This window comes from Loktanella sp. D2R18 (assembly GCF_003318235.1).
GTDB lineage: Bacteria > Pseudomonadota > Alphaproteobacteria > Rhodobacterales > Rhodobacteraceae > Yoonia.
The window spans coordinates 1-16,290 of sequence record NZ_QOCG01000005.1 but is presented as its reverse complement, the minus strand read 5'-3'; the positions used below and the strand labels follow the sequence as shown (position 1 = coordinate 16,290).

Genomic DNA, 16,290 nt, shown 5'->3' with positions numbered 1-16,290 from the left:
TCGCGCATGGTTGCCCTGTGCGGCTTTCGATGCATGTCTCTGGTGGCGCTTTTGCGTATCGACGTCAATCAATACAGAATCACATAGCGGGTCGACCGCCCACCTGCCGCTGATCGCCGCAACACCCCTGCGCTTTCCAGCGCTACCAAATCACGCGTTGCGGTGGGGGCGGTGGTCTTGGCTATCTTGCGGTAGCTTTTTGCGCTTAAGCCAAGCGCCACACGTTCCGCGCCTTGTTCAAATATTACTGTCAGCGCCTTATGCTGGCGCGGGTTTAGAGCGGCCCTATGACGCGCAAAAAAATGATTGCGGCGCACCAAATACATCGCTTCCTCACGTCCAGCATCCGCCGCACGGGTCAACGATTGTAAGAACCATATCACAAACGGAGTAGCGTCAATGCCGCCCCTGCCCTCTTGGCGTCCCGCCTGTAGCGCAGCATAATAGCATAGCTTTTCCTTTTCGATCTGCCGTGAAAACGAAAATGGTAGTGGGCGCGATGCGGCAAAAACGGCTTCGATCAACGCACGGCCAATCCGGCCGTTCCCATCCGAAAACGGGTGAATGGATTCAAACCATAAATGGGCTATAGCTGCGCGGATAGGTACGGGCAATGTTGCCTCATCCCTTAGCCACACAACGAAATCTCTCATGTGGCCAGGCACCAAATCAGGCGGCGGGGCTTTGTACAGCACATCATGCGATCCGGCCGTGGCAGAGCGCACGATTTCAATATCAAAGCCCCGCCACATACCAAGGTTTTCGACCTCAATCCCGTAGAACAATAACCGATGCCAATCGCACAAATGCTGTTCGGTCACAGGCGCGTTCATATTACGTGCCGCGACCATCAGTGACACGATGGCGTCAGTCCGGCGTGAAATCGCCGCGCCTTCACGGTGCTTTATAGATGCGATAACAGATGCTTCGATTTCATCCTGATTGAGGCTGACCCCTTCAATTTCGAATGACGCGAGCGCCTCTTGCACGATTTGCATGCGGTGCAGCTCTGCCAAATCGTCGGGACCGATCCCAGCGTGAACGCCTTGGACCTCACCCAGCGTATGCATTGCTTGAGCCAAATATGGCTCCACCGCGGCGTGATCATAAACGAAATTGGGCCAGTGCCCCGATTGCCATATCTGTACCATGATGTAATTATATCAGGCTTTCAGATCAAATATACAGAAAGTTTGATTTGAAAAACAAAATCAATCACATCATTGCAGCCAGCCTTAGCCAAAGTATGCAAGATCAATGCTGTCTAACGGGAGTTTCGCTGCGAAACCCTATCCACGCTCGAACAGGTTTCGCAGTTCCTCCATTGCGGCATCGACCATTTCAGCATCGACGGGTTTCCCAGACAGACGAATGACAAACCCCTGGCTGTCACGTTCTTTATGCAGGACCACCCCTGTCGACAACTTCAAGGTATTATTGCCGATCCAGCCTACTGGTGTCGCTGCTTTGGGACGACCACGTTTGACCGTTAACTGTGGCCCCTGCTCTATCTCGTCGATCACGGGTTCAAGCGCGGCCCATTCTTCTTCGACCGAACCACCCTGCCCCGCCTCGAGCGCCGCTCTCAACCGGGTTTCGCCGCCTTGACGCAATGCCCCCGCCAGCCGCAAGCCACGGCGTTCCGTGAGGCCCTCTGCATGCGCAAGCATATCCCCCAGCATTTCGAACACTTCTGCAAAAGAACGCACCTTCGAGCGTTTGGATTTCGACGCAGAAGAAAACAGCGCATTCACCGCTTCCTCTGTGCTTCCGAAAGCGCCTTGTTGCGCTGCGATCACCGCGATGCGCCCCCGTTCAAAATGGCTAAGGTTTGCGCGAACTTCGTTTTCTTCGACCATCGCAGCAAAGGCCGATGCGGTGTCCTTACTTGGGCGCACGAAAGCCTTGATCGTCGTATAGGTACCGTTACCGTTCAATTCCGCCAGCCCGCGCACTGCCATCAGGCGCCGGTACCCCGACAACAGGTTATAGCCCTGCTCGTCGGCGTAAACTTCAATAGGTAGTCGCAAACCGTTGGCCGCGATTGACAGCCGCAGCTCGAGCATTTCTTCTTCACTCAGAACCGTACGGTCGCGGACCATTGCGTCAGTCGTAATTCTATCGGTTGGGATTTCAGTGACAATCAACCCATTCTGTTCAGCATCACGCAGCCGTTCGGCATCGAGCCTGTCCAGCCGTGACTGCACATTTTCGGCATGGCCGAATTGGGCGCTATCAGCGGCGACCTGCGCAATTGGTGCAGTCCCCCGCGTTGCGCGCGCAGGAGTTTCGCTGCGAAACTCGGCATCGATGGCTTGCAGATCTTCGGCAGATGGGGTCGTTAGTTTACGCCGTTTCGCCATTGGTTAATCCTCCTGCTCGGATTGTTGCATTTGCTCGTCACGCCACCAAGTTCCCAAAAGAACCTCTTTGACTTCGGCCCACGTCCGGTCAAATGTTTCGCGACCGCGGATATAGGTGTCGCGGTTGAAATCGCGATAATCTGCCTCGTAGATGCCGTTCACGTGTTCACCGGCTTGGCCCACCATTGCTGTGACTTCCTGGCGATAGGTTGTCATAAAATCACCAAAATAGGCTTGGATCACATTTGCTAAATCGGTTTGCTGGTTTGCGTCGAAACGGGTCACAATGGCGCGCACTGCATCCCATTCAAATTTCATTTCTGGTAGCCCGTCACGCCGACGTACCGCGTTTTCACCGTCTTCGATCGACGCAAAAGTGCTGTAAAGCATATCAAAGAACCGGCCCGTACTGTCAAATTCAAGGAACGACGCGCCAAGCGGTACCAGCAGAATGTCAGCTGCAGCCAGCGCATTGATCGTCAGATATCCAAGGGCAGGTGGGGTATCGATCAGGATGATATCATATTCATCTAAAATACCTTCACCGGACAGTGCGTTGCTAAGCGCATCCCAAAGCGCCCAGCTACGCAATTGCATACGCCATACAGGCACCTGAAATTCGGCCCAGTACAGGTTTAGCTGCGCGCCAATCAGATCAATGTTTGGCCAATGGGTGGATTGGATCAAATCACGTGCGTTGACATTGCGTGCCTCGGACAGCGTTTCATCAAGGGGTAGGGGTGCTTGCCCGTTGCGCGCGCGTAGCTTGTTTTCGGCCTCGACATTCATCGCATAGTCTTTAGCCATCAACGGAAAGGCGGTTTGCCATTCATCATCCACCTTGCCACCCATTATCGACGTAAGCGACCCCTGGCTATCAAGATCGATGGCAAGCACCTTGTACCCATCCAATGCCGCCGACATTGCAAGATGCGTCGTCGTGGACGTTTTGCCAACGCCGCCCTTGAAGTTCGCGACAGCAATGATTTTTGCTGGCTGGCCTTTAGGTCGGTAGGGCAGGTATTCGCGATCTGCGGCGCCTTCAGTGGCAAAGAATTTACGAAGCGTTAAGATGTCTTCAAGCGTGAACCATTTTGACCCGCCTTCACCATGTCCCTGCGGAAGTTCAGGGTTGGCCTTGAGCACACGTCGCAGATGCGATGTCGCGACAGGAATTAGGTAACGGCACACTTCCCATGTGGAAAAGCGGCGCAACCGTTTTTCTCCGTCAGGCGCGTGCCCCCGCTTGGCGAGATCATCGCGCCCTTTGGCAGCGAAAGTAGCCGCTTTTGCGAATCGCGTGGTGTCGATAGGGTCAGATAACTTGGCTGCTGCCTTGGCTGGATCAATGTTCATATAAGGAGGCAGGGGAGGCTTGCTTGAAGATGACATGTTTGAAACTCAATGTAAGCTGTTTGATGTGATTTGCTTTCGACTATCGCACATGAAATCGGATTTGCGAATCGTTAAGCACCTATTTGTCCAAAATATCTGAAATTCATAGAGAACCACGCGATAAAGTACTTTAGATTCTTTAAGTACTTTAAGAACTTTGCTAAGAAAAAATTATTCTTTATCAATAGATTAGCTGTAATTTGGACCCAGTTACAGGATGAAAGGTATCCGTATACGGGTTCTGTGGTCACCGCATACAGGATAGCAGGGTCCGATTCGCGGGGTTAGAGGTGCCCAGTGTCAGTATTTGCCGTGTTAGTGCCTAATTGCGTGTTTTTGTGCACGGCTCATCCCGAATATGGATACCTTTTTCTTTCATTTCGTACCCGTTCTGCATTTAAGGAACCCATTTACGGGAACCGATTTATGCCACCAAAGGTCCCCACCGGCTTCTTGCACTTAGGTGCCTTTTAATGCAAACTATAAGAAACCTCGATAGTAGGTGAGCAGGAATGGTATCTGATCAAGTGGCGCTAAGCGGTGCCTTGCGCCGTGGTGAAGTAAAAAAGAACGTGGCGGCGATTCACGTGAGCGGGAAGCTGACGCTGTTGCAGCGCAAGCTGTCCAATGTACTGCTGCTGAATGCTTATGACACTTTGATTCATAAACATTCACACGCGATTGATGCGCGTACATTGTGCACGATGATCGGCTATAATTCGAATGACATGGAAACCCTGAAACAGTCCTTGCGCGGCTTGGTCGAGACATCGGCAGAATGGGATATGTTGGATGAGAACGGGCAGCAGGAATGGGGTGTATCCAGTTTGCTATCCTACGCCAAATTAAAGGGTGGCGTGTGCGAGTATGCTTATTCTGCAGCGCTTGCAGAAAAGCTGCATGACCCTAAGGCTTTCGCGCTGATCAATTTGAACATTCAACGACGGTTTACCAGTGGTCACGCGCTGGCACTTTATGAAAACTGTTACAGGTTTGTGCGCACCGGTAGCACCGGTTGGTGGCCGCTTGAATTGTTTCGACGCTTGATGGGGGTAAATGACAGCGCCTATTATGAGGTGTTCAAACATTTGAATGCAAAGGTCATTAAACCTGCCGTTGCAGAGGTGAACAAGACATCGAACATCATTGTCACCGCGGAAACCCGCAAAATGGGGCGTTCGGTGACGAAAATTCGGTTTAAGATTGCGAAGAACCCGCAGCTGTCGATCCTTGATCTTGATGATGGTGAAGGTGTACGTAAGGAACCCGTTTACGAAAAGCTTTTAGAGCAAGGTGTGAGCGACCGTTTGGCCCGTCAATGGATCAAAGAACACGGTTCGGCGCATATTTCTGAAAAGATAGATTATGTTAGCGAACGCAAAAATGTGCAAAATCCAGTTAGCTATCTGACGGCGGCGCTACGCGAAGATTATAAAGACGAGAAGACGGGGCAGGGGGGGCCGATATCGGACCGTGCCAAACGCTTGGCCCGTGTCCGTGAATTGATAGTCGCACGCACGCCAACCCAACGCGATGCGGATAAACGATTGTTCATGTCTCGTTTGGATTCGTCAGGCGCAAGGCTGGATTTTGAAAACCATGGCTGGATGTCAGCACTAAATGCGGATGCTATTTTTGCCTTTTGGGAAGACCTGATGCCTGGCGCGTTTGAAGATCTGTGATGTGTGTAGCGTCATCGTGCTTCTAAAATGCGTGACTGTCCGTTACTGCCGAAAATACTGACAACACCGATCATTTGTTCACTGTTGTCAGCATCTTGCAAATACACGCGGAAATTAGTGTTTGACGCCGCAGAGATGTCGCTGTCGTTAATTGTGCTGCCTCCATCGCGGACGATTTCCAAGACTTTTTCTGGCGCATGTTCTATCGCGATACCGCGCCGACCAGAGAAGACTGTAGCGGCTTGGGCAAGGTCTGGGAGCAAGACAGGATCAGCATTGGTGATGCGAATGAGATCATCAATCCGCATAAGGCGCCGTCCGTCGCGTCGCCAAGATCGAAAGCTTTCTTGGGCGTTGTCAGGAAATTGCAAGTGTCGGAACATCTTTTCCAGAAGTTCAGGCGAGGCAGAGTTGAGGTCGATGAGACCGCCGACGTCCTGCAGACGCAGTGTTTGCGCGTGAAACGGCGCTGGTAAGATTAACGGTCCCCCCGTTGGATTGTTGGGTTCCCTTGCCAAGACAAGCTGCAGCAATGTGACGCGGTGGCTGTCGTTTGCGGCCAAGTACTGTTCCGCACTTTGATTTTGGATATGTGCCATACTGCGCGTGCTTGAAATCGCAAAAAGTGCGGTCAAAATCAACAACGATGCGAGCACCACTATGATCGCGAAACCGCGATTTCGGTGCACTGTCATTGCTTGCTCTATTTGCTGTCGCAACTTATCCCCTTACCATGACTTCACCCGCATTCAAAAACGGGGCCCTATGGGCGCTCCATTTTGGTTTTTATACCGGATTTCTGGCGCTGCGAAGCTGGTTTCAGCCCGTTCCGATGCCAACCGCTTTGATATTGGCATTATTGTTGGTTTGGATCAGCGTGATCGATGTCGAACGGTTCGAAATACCTGATACAGCATCTGCGTTGCTTGCGCTGACTGGCGGAGTATTTGCGTATCAGACGGGCGAGGTCATATTTATTGACCACATCGTGGGCGGCGTTCTGTGGGCTGGGTTGTTTTGGTTTGTTGCAAGTACATATGCGCGATGGAGAGGCTGGCAGGGGCTTGGCTTTGGTGATGTTAAGCTGATGTTGGGCATCGGGTTTTGGCTGGGGTTAAATGGTACGACCGCGGTTGTTTTTAGCGCGTCTATTGCGGGCGTTCTGGCTATTCTGGGTGGGTCTGTTACAGGATATACGCAGGATGCTAAATTGGATAAAACAGGTATTGCTTTTGGCCCGTTCCTTTGTCTTTCTACCTGGATTGTCTGGCTGTTTAAGGATCTGATTTGATGAATATAAAAAACACAAAATGGTCCCCTAAATCGGGGGTAACGATCCTTGAAATTCTGATTGTGCTGTCAATTATTGCCTTGATTGCCGGTGTTGTTGGTCCGCGATTGATTGGTTATCTAGGGCGCGCCAAGACTGAAACGGCATCGTTGCAGATTGCCCAGATTAGACAGACAGTGCAATTGTTTTACATTGATGTTGGACGCTATCCGACTGATAGCGAAGGCTTAGCTGTTTTGCTATCTGCCCCAGCTGGCGAGGCGTCTTGGGCCGGGCCATATTTGGAAAGCACAGATGGTATTATTGACCCATGGGGGCGTGATTACATCTATTCAGAACCGGAAACTGCGGCCGATTTCAGTATCAAATCCTTGGGTCGTGACGGTGAAGAAGGCGGAACTGGCGAAGACCAAGATCTTGGTCAGTAATCTGTCTGTGCGAATATTAATCGGACAGTGAATTCCGGCCAAGATGGCGTGCTGCCCTGGTCGGCGGTGATGCGTACCAAGGCGGGCAAGGCGGTTTCATTGGTCCATGTGTCGTGCCACCCGGCGATGTCCGGGTCCGTGGTGTAGTAGCTAAAACTGACATTGCGGATTTCCGTGGCTAAAACGCGATTATGGTTTGTTAGGGCGGTACCGGTATCATCAACCTCGTTGATTTGAAGGTTTAAGGTGTCGGTTCCTGTTTGTAGAATGATCCGCAGTGCCGCGCTATCTGGTGCGAACGGGGCAGGGGCCAAGGTCACAAATTCTACCCTGTCTTGTGTGCCTGAAAATGTTGTTGGAAAACCAACAATCAGTTGTGGCCCAGCGGCTCTTTCCATCCATCGCCGCAATCTGATCCGTAAGGCGATTTCGGTGTTGGTGCTGCTTAACTGTTCTGTTCTATTTAGCAGTTGAACCCCAAAGTTGGTGGTTGTCGCCAGTGCAGCGCTGATCACGGCAAGCAATGCGAGCGCGATTAACAACTCAAGAAGGCTAAGCCCGCTGCGATCGCGCCAGTTCATCGGGAAACCATCACAGAATGCGCGGTCGCCAATAACTGACTACGGCTGTTATGTACGCGGACTTCTATTGCTATGAACGTAGTGGGGTCGCCCAAACTTTCTGACGGGGCGATTGTCGTTGTGATGTCCCAGTTTCGGTATGTGTTTTCAGTCGTGCCGATATCCGGCGGTGTGGATGTACCGATCGCTGCGACTTGCGATAGTGCGTAGTCATGCGCCAACAATTGTTGTTCTTGCACGGTTGCGCGACCCAAAAGACGTGCTTGGCCGGGTAGAAGCGCGGCAAGAACCAAAGTCAAAATGACAAAGGCGATAAGGACTTCAAGCAAAGAATATCCTGTGCGGCGGGTCATAAGCCGACACCGCGTACGAGCTGTCCCGTCAGCGGGTCGAGTTTAAGCGCGCGTTCCAAGGTTTCTTGTTGCAAGCAGATGTTTGCGGCATTCGCAGTTCCGTCTGGATAAAACGTCAGGGTGTCATCGCTTTGCGTGCATAAAGTATGGTCTAGTGTGATAGTAGTCTGTTTGTTGTTGCGGATGGCCTCGGCTCTGGCTGTTGCAACTGTTTGTTGGAGTTGGCTTGCTTGGGTTTCAAGCGCCATCGCTGGAGAAGGCCCGAGGCGGGTGGTTGATAGGGCTGCGATCGTTAATGCCACGACGCTTAGAACGATCAACACTTCGAGCAATGAAAACCCGCTGTTGGACTTGATGTCGTTAGAAAACGACATTGTTCAATTCCATAATTGCCGAGACGGTGGACAGGATGATTGCCCCAACGGTAGCCCCGATAAGAAGCGTCATTAATGGCGTCAAAAGCTTGACCGCTTGTGCGAGCGATTGTGTCGTTTGTGATTGCAGTGTTGTGATCGCAGGTCCAAGCACGGCAACCAACTGATCGCTTTGTTCGCCTGTCTTTAAGATGGTCCGCGCCATCGGGTCGATAAGGTCACTATCTAGCATCGCACTGGACATGCTTTGACCGGCTTTGATTTGATCATGTGCTGCCAACAGCATGTCGCGCCAATTGCGTTGGTTGGCAGTATCAGCTGCTATTTTGACAGCATCGCTGAGTTGGCCCCCGCTTGTTAGCATTAAGTGGAGCGTCTGGCAAAACCGTAAGGTTTCGCGTCGTGAAAAATAGCGTTTGGTTACTGGCATAATCTGCAAGATTTTTTGCCCCATTTGTTTGATTTTAGCACGGCTGATTAACAGTACCGTAATCAACGCACCTACACCGATTAGTATTACCGGCCAGTCGTTTACCGCTGCTTGTTGCAAGCGCATCATTATCGCTATGATCAGCGGCGGTTCCGAATTGGCCGTGCTGAAGACTGGCGCGAGGGTCGGAGCCAGATAAAATACTAAAAGTGCCATGACCAAAAGTGCCATGACCAGCAATATGATTGGGTAAACCATTGCTTGGCGCACTTCCCGACGTAGCTGGCTTTCTAATTCGAGAGCCTGTGCCGCGCGCGTCACGACGTTTGCGAGGCTATTTGATGCCTCGCCCAACCGGATCATGGTAAGAAGCTGTTCGGGAAACAGCCCTTGGTCGTCGGCCAGCGCGTCGGCCAGTGACATGCCGTCTTCGACGGATGCGATTGCCTCTTGGAGTTTAGCTGTCATTGCACGGTCATTGGATAGGTCGGCGCAAAAGCGCAAGGCGGTCGGTAAGGGTGTCTTTGCGTTTAGCATTGCTGCTAAAGAAGTAAAAAAATTCTCTGTTTCTTTTGGCTTTAGTGTTGGTTTGCCAAAGAATTTAATGTCGCGTGCCCACCACGGTACACTCGTGCCACCTTCATTCACAGCGATGGGTATCAGATCAAGCCCAGAAATTTGATCGAGTGCAGCCACTTCATCTGCGGCGATGACTTCACCCTTGCGCCGGGTGCCGGAGGAATCAACTGCACGATAAGCGAAGGTTGGCATTCTATCCGCCTAATCGATAATCCGGTGACCGTCTGACGGTACACCGATGCCATTCGTGATAAGCCCGTCAGCACCGCTGATGCGTTGGCGCAATTCGTCGGTGACGCTTCGCGATTCCTGACCATTCCGTATAACGCGCGGTGTGATTAGGATAAGAAGTTCGGTCTTTGCGATTGTATCTGACCGATTTCGAAACAATGCGCCCAAGATAGGGACATCGCCCGCTCCGGGAACTTGTGTATTGGTTTGGTTGTTGCTTTCCTGAATAAGCCCACCCAATGCAATTGTTTGGCCGTCGGTCACAATGACCGAGGTTTCGATCCGGCGCTGCGAAATTGTCGGGCTATCAATGCCTGAGGTGGTTGTATTAGAGACACTACTGACCTCTTGTTCGATCTCCAAGATAACTTGGCCGCCGCTCGATACTCTGGGTTTTACTGTCAACAGGATGCCAGTATCGCGGAAAGAAATAGTGTTCACGATTGGTGCGCTGACGTCAGATGTATCGACTACCTGCTGGGTCGCAATGGGGACCTCATCGCCGATTTGTAATGTCGCTTCTTGGTTGTTGAGAACCATCAGACTGGGTGAGGAAACTACATTGACGTCAGTGATCGAATTCAGCGCGTTAATTGCTGCGGCTGAAGATGCGCCATTAAACAAAAGTGACAAACCCGGAAAATTAGAAGCAACGCCCCCCGTTTCTACATCGCTAAATGTCGCGTTCCCGTTTTCAAAAAACCAACGAAGCCCAAAGTTTAGTTCATCGTTTAATGACACCTCGGCGATTGTCGCCTCGAGCAAGACCTGCACTGGCGTACTGTCGAGCGAGTTGATTAACCGCGCGAGGCTTTCTTGCTCGGTGTCATTGCCCCATACGATAATCGCATTTTTCGTGGCGTCGGCGACGATCCGCGCCGTGCCTTGGACATTCGCACTTTCTTCAGCGGATACTTCTTGCAGCATCTCTGTCAGGATCGGTGCAAGGTCGTCTGCGCTACGGCTTTGGAGGTTGTAGACGACAGGGCGTCGTGTTGCCCCCCCGGCAGTACGGTCCAAGTCACGGATCCAAGTTTCCGCTTCTTGGAGGTATTGCGAACGCGAAGTGACTACCAAAATTGCGCTAAGCCGTGTGGAGGGAACAAACGTCAATACGTTTTGAAGGCTACCGCCTTCGCGGGTTTCAAAAATAACATTGAGTTCTTCGACTACCGCTTCGGGTTCGGCTGCGCGCAATCGGAACAATCCAACAGATTTGCCTTTTAGAACATCAACATCGAACAGGTTTACAGCCTCGATCGCCGCGTTTATTTCATCACGTGTTCCAGCGATGAGCAGGATGTTACGTTGTGGAATGGCTTGAAGCCGAATGGTTGACCCGATGATTGGTTCCAACAGGCGGACCATTTCGGTTGTCCCGATATATTCCAGCGGAACGGCAACGACACGCGCCCCTAAAAGTTGAGCATTGTTACCGTTTGATATGCGTTGCGTTGCCCCCGCTGCTGGCACAATGCTGATCAGACTATCGTTTACCTGCATGACAGCGCCGTTCAGCTCCAAAACTGTTTGAAAGGTCTCAAGCAATTCGCGCTCTGAAAGCGGACGCGTTGTTTGCAAGGTCACAGAACCTGACACATCCGGCTGCACTGTATAATTGCGTTCTAGTGCCTCGCCCAAGACCGCGTTGGCAGCCTGTGCGATCGGCACATTAACCAAATTTAGTGTGAAGCTCCCGTCGGTTGATGCTTCGACCAGGTTACCGTTTCTCGTTTCGGCAAGGAACGTATCGGTGCCTAGAACGCGCCTTTCGGGGGTTGGTCCGTTTAGGGCTTGTTGAAACCGTTCGATTGCACTGCCTGCCGTGCCTACCGCATTGTTTTGATTTGCAAGCAGTCTACTGCCGCGCCCGGCATTGTTCGGATCATCAGCGCAGGCCGCAGCCAAACATAAGAAGACAGCAAGAGAGCTAAAGATTTGTGTATAGCGTGTGCGGCGTGTCATTCGAAAAGCTCCAGGCGATAGGTTTGGCTGTCCAGCGACAGTTCTAGCCAGTCGGCACCTATTTCGGTGATAGTCCAACCTTCGATTTCGTCGTCTACCCGCACCCAACTTCCATATGTGTCGTCTAACCCGAGCAAAGCGGATCGGTTGTTCACCTCGCCGATAATACCGGAGAGGTGAACATCTGATGGCGGCGCATTGGTTGCGACCGGCGTATTTTGTAGTGTTTCCTCGGCCGTTGGATGCGCGGTTTCTGTTTCGGCCCGCCGTGGCGCACGCGTGGGTGCGAAAAGCGGCCTATCCAGGATCGCATTGTAGTAAATTTCGGGACGTACCGAGGGGACGGTTGGTCGTCGCGTTATAGTGTTGCCGCCAATCAAGCCGGGACCCGGCGTCGACGGTGTATCAAGCAACGCTATTTCAGGTATCGGTGTTAGTGCTTTTTGTCCGACAATCACGGTTGTAGCTACCAACAGCGCGGTTCCTAGTATTGGTAAGAATTTGTCTATAATCATTCGGGTCTCTCAGTTGTTAATGAGAAAGGAGCCACGATGTCGATTTGCGCAAAGATATCTGGTTGCGTTCCAGTGCGATTGGGTCGTGCGAGCCTGCGTAGACTGGCGCGTGTCACAACCAAGGCTGGTTGGCTGAATTCAGCGGTTTTAAGGAATGGCACGAGCTGATCAAGACTTGCTTCGAATTCCAACCGGAAGCCAATTGCATTGGTAATCTCGGTGTTGTTGTCGCGGGTCGGTGCAATTGATCGCATCAGAATGCCGTTGTTGCGGGCCATGTCGTTGACCGCTGATTGGACCTTGGCCGTGGCTTCTGCCTCTTGTGCGCCTTCCCAAGTTAGGCCTGCTAAATCATCGCTGACGAATGCGACCCGCTCTGCCTCAAGCCGCGCGATGCTATCTTCAAGTTGGGCGCGCCTAGCTTGTGTCTGCGCGTGTTCTGCCAGTTTCGCACTGCGCCAACCAGCAAGTGGGGATAGGGCGCCAAAGAAAAGCAAAGTAAGCACAGTGACTAAAGTCGTAAGCGTGACGGCGCGCGAAAGGAATTGGTTACCCATCATTGTTGCAGCCGTTTTGATGTGAAGACGAGCCCGAATTGTTCGCGTCCGTCGTTGGTACGTGACACTGGACCTGTGAGCGCTGGAACATAGGGCAGATTGCTTTGTGTGAGTTGCAAAACCAAATCAGCTGCAGATGCCGAAGTTTGCCCGTTAACCGTAATCTGCGGCCCTGTGAATACTAAATCAGATACCCAGACGGTATCAGGTAGAGCCACCGTAATCTGACGCAGGGCGTCAACAAGTCTGGGGTGTTGTGAAACTGCATTTAGAAATGCGGTGCGTTCACTATCGGCCTGTTTAAGCGCTTCGATCTCGGTGCGTAAATCTATGGCTTGAGCGCGTAATGCATTTACCGCACTGTTGGCTGTTTGCGTTTCAACCCGTGCGCGCCATGCAGGTTCGAGCCAAATTGCGACCCCGAATCCAATCACAAGAATACATAAGGCGATGTTCAGCCGGCGCCAGAATCGTGCGTTCGGTGCGATATCTGCTGTAAAATCTGCGATTGTGGTCTGTTTGGTCTTTCCATCAGTCACAAAACGACGGACTGCATACCCATGTGACCGTAAAACGGTACGAAATTGTGTGATGTCCGCGCGCTTTGCAACCCATTGGATGGCTTGGTTTTCAGTACCTGTTTGTTCTGCATCAAGCGCCCAATAAATCTCGGATAGCTTAAATGGCGTACGGCGTTGGAGGTCGAGTTTTGCGACCATTGTCTGCGACGACCGAGCCGCAGGTGGTATTTCAATCGTGCGGCGCAAAAGCAGGTCTGTAGGCAAAACAGCATCGACGGTGACCATCTGTTTGGGTTTGTCTCCCAGTTCTCCATTTACCAGAATGTTTATGGGAAGGCTATTGTCTGATCGTTTGCCATCAAACCGAAGTTTTTTCGCCGTGGGCATGCCAAGAAATACTGTCTTGAACCAATTTGGGATCAAGTCACTACTGCCTTCACGCAACATGTCGAGGTAGTTTGAGAGGATACCGCTTGCCATTAATTGCCCGTTGCGATGGTGGTTGGTGATAATTTCTTATAGTTATTGTCACAACCTATAGTGTAGGTTGTGCGCATGTAACACATATATATTGCATATACGATGCCTGATGACCTTAACGCTTTCAATAGCGCTGCATTTTTGGACTACCTTGAACGTGTTGGCACGCTGCAAAAGAGTACCATTCGTCGCGTTGCGCTTGCCGCCAATGAGGCGACGACGCGCGTAGAGCGGGTGATCCTTGAATTAGGGCTTCTTGAAGAAGAGGTGGTGTATAAAGCGCTCGCCGATTTTATGGGCGTTCGTTATGTGACAATTGACGATATTGATCATGACCTAGTCCGTTCTAGGCTGCTTGAAACGGGATTTATGAAGCGAGCATTGGTTGTACCAATCGCTTTGGTTGATGATCAATATGCTATCGCCACAGCGTACCCTGATATGGCCGATACCCTCGCGAGTGTTAGTTTTTTACTTAATGCGCGTGTCATAGGTGCCATGGCCTCGCCGAGCACGATTGCTGCGGTGCTGACCTTTGCTAACGCCCAAGACATTGCGCCTTCCGATGTTGCGGCTAGCGGTGATGTTGAAAGGTTGCGCGCGCTCGCGAATGATGGCCCTGTCATTAGTTTGGTCAATGATATCATTGGGAAAGCTGTTGGGTTGGGTGCATCTGATGTACATATCGAGGCTCAAGATGGCGGCGCACGTGTTCGTTATAGGGTTGATGGCCTGCTACGCATCGATCGGCTCATACCAGAAGACATTCGCAGTTCTGTTGCGTCTCGGCTTAAGATTATGGCCAATTTAAACATCTCTGAAAAACGCCGACCGCAAGACGGGCGTGCAGATATCGTTGTGCGGGGTCGAAATATTGATATCCGGATGTCAACGTTGCCAACCCAATTTGGTGAAAGCATCGTTTTGCGTTTGCTTGACCGCGCACGTATGCAGCTTGATTGGAAGGCGCTGCAATTCCCGCCTGATCGGATTGCGGAAATCGAAAAGCTGATGTCGTTTCCAAACGGCATATTTTTGGTGGCAGGGCCAACCGGCAGCGGAAAGACGACGACGCTTTACACAGCATTGCGAGGGATCAACACTGATGACCGCAAGATTGTCACCGTAGAAGACCCCGTGGAATATTCGCTTGATGGCGTGAATCAGGTGCAGGTTGATCCCGCAATCGATATGTCATTCGCTGCGGCCTTGCGGGCGATCCTGCGTCAAGATCCCAATGTTGTAATGGTTGGCGAAATTCGGGACGAAGAAACCGCCGAAATTGCTGTGCGCGCGGCACTTATTGGTCGGCTCGTGTTATCGACGATTCATACCAACGATGCTATCAGCGCTGTTGATCGCCTGATTGATCTAAAGGTTGCCCCTTACCTTGTGGGGGCCACGCTGCGCGGCGTGCTTTCACAGCGGTTAGTGCGGCGCAATTGTGCAGATTGCGCGGGTGCGGGGTGCGATCAATGTGGTTCTAGCGGTAAACGAGGGCGCATGGCAGTTTCAGAAATGTTGACGGTTTCGTCAACGATTGCAGATGCGATCGGGCAGGGTGCCCGTGGTCCTGCATTGCTCGCTGCTGCGGTTGATGAAGGGTTCGCTCCGATCGCTAAACAGGCCGAAACGCTGGTAAAAGAAGGCGTACTTTCGTCTCAGGAGGCGCATCGCGCTTTAGGGCAAGACTAATTTCCGCAACAGTTGTCCAGCTGTAATATAGGTCTTTTCAGTCTCGAACCATTTGTCGGGGTGGATCAGGAAACGCCTTGGACGAGCATTTCCCCGCCGTCCAGAAAACATTGTGATCCGCGCTGAGATTGGCTGCAAACGCAGGCTGAACAAATGCGGACTTAGCGATAAAGGAAGACCAGATTCTTCGTAGAGTGTCTGATGTGAACACTCGAACCATGATGGAAGGGCAGGGCCCACCAACTGATCTGGCGAGATCCCCGTCACAGCAAGCGCCCATGGTGCCGGAAGAATGTGCGGTGCCAGTCTGCAGCGAATATTCACGCGCTCAACCTCATTTAGGTCGTTGTCTGTCAAGATCGCCGCAAACTGTAGGGGCTGGTCGAAAGCGGGTGATGTCCCCGTGGTTTCAAGGTCGTAAAATGCGAATATACGTGACTACTACCTGCCTCTTTCTGGCCTAGTCTACATCCTACCAACCATCGAGACGAAAGCCCAATTGCGTTTCATTTAGCTAGGAACTTTTATGCCCGCTTGGAGGAGGGTCTGAGCAAACTCACGAAACCGAACGTAGAAATACACTGCGTACAAGATGACGGGTTTTGGGTAATGTGCGCCTTTGAAACTGATCAATGTCTTAATCCTGAAATTGGTTTTGGAAGGAGGATTCATTGAACCAAGCCATCACAGGGTGCAACCGCCATCGAAAGTTTGCGACACTACCTATAGGGTGTATTACAAACCGCAAAAACGTACATGTCTTTAGCGTGGTTTTACCCTCGCCGTTTTGTTAATTTGTCGGTTTTTGCGTGCGGTGATGCTTGCTCTTTAGGCGCTCTGGATGCAAGCC

General features: G+C 51.7%; 17 protein-coding genes. 4 read left to right on the top strand and 13 right to left on the bottom strand.

Translation table 11 applies throughout. The features are described from left to right. Positions 1–68: 68 nt before the first annotated feature. From DS901_RS02545 to DS901_RS02535, 3 genes are all read right to left on the bottom strand, one after another. Complete coding sequence (locus tag DS901_RS02545; RefSeq protein WP_113775373.1) at positions 69–1,151, bottom strand: Fic family protein; 1,083 nt, start codon at positions 1,149–1,151, stop codon at positions 69–71. A 138-nt stretch (positions 1,152–1,289) separates the two neighbouring features. Continuing rightward, complete coding sequence (locus tag DS901_RS02540; RefSeq protein WP_113775372.1) at positions 1,290–2,363, bottom strand: ParB/RepB/Spo0J family partition protein; 1,074 nt, start codon at positions 2,361–2,363, stop codon at positions 1,290–1,292. A 3-nt stretch (positions 2,364–2,366) separates the two neighbouring features. After that, on the bottom strand, positions 2,367–3,755 hold the full coding sequence (locus DS901_RS02535; protein WP_113775371.1) for an AAA family ATPase: 1,389 nt from the start codon (positions 3,753–3,755) through the stop codon (positions 2,367–2,369). A 515-nt stretch (positions 3,756–4,270) separates the two neighbouring features. Between DS901_RS02535 and DS901_RS02530 the strand changes: the two genes are divergently transcribed. After that, positions 4,271–5,440 carry a replication initiation protein gene (locus tag DS901_RS02530; RefSeq protein ID WP_113775370.1) on the top strand — a complete coding sequence of 390 codons (1,170 nt, stop codon included), beginning with the start codon at positions 4,271–4,273 and terminating at the stop codon, positions 5,438–5,440. 11 nt (positions 5,441–5,451) lie between these two features. Here DS901_RS02530 and DS901_RS02525 read toward each other — a convergent pair whose 3' ends face one another. Then, entirely contained in the window at positions 5,452–6,135 is a 684-nt protein-coding gene (locus DS901_RS02525) for a hypothetical protein (protein ID WP_113775369.1), read from the bottom strand. Between the two features lie 38 nt (positions 6,136–6,173). Between DS901_RS02525 and DS901_RS02520 the strand changes: the two genes are divergently transcribed. Further along, complete coding sequence (locus DS901_RS02520) at positions 6,174–6,731, top strand: prepilin peptidase (RefSeq protein WP_113775368.1); 558 nt, start codon at positions 6,174–6,176, stop codon at positions 6,729–6,731. Next, positions 6,731–7,159, top strand: a complete 429-nt coding sequence (gene gspG / locus DS901_RS02515) for a type II secretion system major pseudopilin GspG (RefSeq protein WP_113775367.1) — start codon at positions 6,731–6,733, stop codon at positions 7,157–7,159. Before DS901_RS02520 ends, gspG begins: the two co-directional genes overlap by 1 nt. On the opposite strand, the gene DS901_RS02510 is transcribed toward gspG, so the two are convergent. The 8 genes from DS901_RS02510 to DS901_RS02475 are packed head-to-tail and all read right to left on the bottom strand — an operon-like array spanning position 7,153 to position 13,745. Next, positions 7,153–7,740 (bottom strand): prepilin-type N-terminal cleavage/methylation domain-containing protein, encoded by a 588-nt coding sequence (locus DS901_RS02510; RefSeq protein ID WP_113775366.1) that lies wholly within the window; start codon positions 7,738–7,740, stop codon positions 7,153–7,155. The genes gspG and DS901_RS02510 overlap by 7 nt on opposite strands. Further along, positions 7,737–8,093 carry a type IV pilus modification PilV family protein gene (locus tag DS901_RS02505; protein WP_113775365.1) on the bottom strand — a complete coding sequence of 119 codons (357 nt, stop codon included), beginning with the start codon at positions 8,091–8,093 and terminating at the stop codon, positions 7,737–7,739. Before DS901_RS02505 ends, DS901_RS02510 begins: the two co-directional genes overlap by 4 nt. Further along, on the bottom strand, positions 8,090–8,467 hold the full coding sequence (locus tag DS901_RS02500; protein WP_113775364.1) for a pilus assembly FimT family protein: 378 nt from the start codon (positions 8,465–8,467) through the stop codon (positions 8,090–8,092). The genes DS901_RS02505 and DS901_RS02500 overlap by 4 nt, the downstream gene beginning before the upstream one ends. Beyond that, positions 8,454–9,668, bottom strand: coding sequence for a type II secretion system F family protein (locus DS901_RS02495; RefSeq protein WP_113775363.1), 1,215 nt, complete (start codon positions 9,666–9,668; stop codon positions 8,454–8,456). Before DS901_RS02495 ends, DS901_RS02500 begins: the two co-directional genes overlap by 14 nt. Positions 9,669–9,677: 9 nt before the next feature. Beyond that, on the bottom strand, positions 9,678–11,672 hold the full coding sequence (gene gspD, locus DS901_RS02490; protein WP_113775362.1) for a type II secretion system secretin GspD: 1,995 nt from the start codon (positions 11,670–11,672) through the stop codon (positions 9,678–9,680). After that, complete coding sequence (locus DS901_RS02485; RefSeq protein ID WP_147249829.1) at positions 11,669–12,145, bottom strand: hypothetical protein; 477 nt, start codon at positions 12,143–12,145, stop codon at positions 11,669–11,671. The genes gspD and DS901_RS02485 overlap by 4 nt, the downstream gene beginning before the upstream one ends. Before the next feature lie 38 nt (positions 12,146–12,183). Beyond that, positions 12,184–12,747, bottom strand: coding sequence for a type II secretion system protein GspM (gene gspM, locus DS901_RS02480; protein WP_113775360.1), 564 nt, complete (start codon positions 12,745–12,747; stop codon positions 12,184–12,186). Continuing rightward, positions 12,744–13,745, bottom strand: coding sequence for a PilN domain-containing protein (locus tag DS901_RS02475; protein WP_113775359.1), 1,002 nt, complete (start codon positions 13,743–13,745; stop codon positions 12,744–12,746). The genes gspM and DS901_RS02475 overlap by 4 nt, the downstream gene beginning before the upstream one ends. A 102-nt stretch (positions 13,746–13,847) precedes the next feature. Here DS901_RS02475 and DS901_RS02470 point away from each other — a divergent pair, with 102 nt between their 5' ends. Then, positions 13,848–15,440 (top strand): GspE/PulE family protein, encoded by a 1,593-nt coding sequence (locus DS901_RS02470; RefSeq protein WP_113775358.1) that lies wholly within the window; start codon positions 13,848–13,850, stop codon positions 15,438–15,440. Here DS901_RS02470 and DS901_RS02465 read toward each other — a convergent pair. Beyond that, complete coding sequence (locus tag DS901_RS02465; protein ID WP_113775357.1) at positions 15,426–15,872, bottom strand: exonuclease domain-containing protein; 447 nt, start codon at positions 15,870–15,872, stop codon at positions 15,426–15,428. The two genes, DS901_RS02470 and DS901_RS02465, sit on opposite strands and share 15 nt — an antisense overlap. Between the last annotated feature and the right edge of the window lie 418 nt (positions 15,873–16,290).

Bases quoted from the DNA above. Each gene is read 5' to 3' on its own strand.
- DS901_RS02545 (WP_113775373.1), bottom strand. From the start codon at position 1,151: ATGGTACAGATATGGCAATCGGGGCACTGGCCCAATTTCGTTTATGAT.
- DS901_RS02540 (WP_113775372.1), bottom strand. From the start codon at position 2,363: ATGGCGAAACGGCGTAAACTAACGACCCCATCTGCCGAAGATCTGCAA.
- DS901_RS02535 (WP_113775371.1), bottom strand. From the start codon at position 3,755: ATGTCATCTTCAAGCAAGCCTCCCCTGCCTCCTTATATGAACATTGAT.
- DS901_RS02530 (WP_113775370.1), top strand. From the start codon at position 4,271: ATGGTATCTGATCAAGTGGCGCTAAGCGGTGCCTTGCGCCGTGGTGAA.
- DS901_RS02525 (WP_113775369.1), bottom strand. From the start codon at position 6,135: ATGACAGTGCACCGAAATCGCGGTTTCGCGATCATAGTGGTGCTCGCA.
- DS901_RS02520 (WP_113775368.1), top strand. From the start codon at position 6,174: ATGACTTCACCCGCATTCAAAAACGGGGCCCTATGGGCGCTCCATTTT.
- gspG (WP_113775367.1), top strand. From the start codon at position 6,731: ATGAATATAAAAAACACAAAATGGTCCCCTAAATCGGGGGTAACGATC.
- DS901_RS02510 (WP_113775366.1), bottom strand. From the start codon at position 7,740: ATGAACTGGCGCGATCGCAGCGGGCTTAGCCTTCTTGAGTTGTTAATC.
- DS901_RS02505 (WP_113775365.1), bottom strand. From the start codon at position 8,093: ATGACCCGCCGCACAGGATATTCTTTGCTTGAAGTCCTTATCGCCTTT.
- DS901_RS02500 (WP_113775364.1), bottom strand. From the start codon at position 8,467: ATGTCGTTTTCTAACGACATCAAGTCCAACAGCGGGTTTTCATTGCTC.
- DS901_RS02495 (WP_113775363.1), bottom strand. From the start codon at position 9,668: ATGCCAACCTTCGCTTATCGTGCAGTTGATTCCTCCGGCACCCGGCGC.
- gspD (WP_113775362.1), bottom strand. From the start codon at position 11,672: ATGACACGCCGCACACGCTATACACAAATCTTTAGCTCTCTTGCTGTC.
- gspM (WP_113775360.1), bottom strand. From the start codon at position 12,747: ATGATGGGTAACCAATTCCTTTCGCGCGCCGTCACGCTTACGACTTTA.
- DS901_RS02475 (WP_113775359.1), bottom strand. From the start codon at position 13,745: ATGGCAAGCGGTATCCTCTCAAACTACCTCGACATGTTGCGTGAAGGC.
- DS901_RS02470 (WP_113775358.1), top strand. From the start codon at position 13,848: ATGCCTGATGACCTTAACGCTTTCAATAGCGCTGCATTTTTGGACTAC.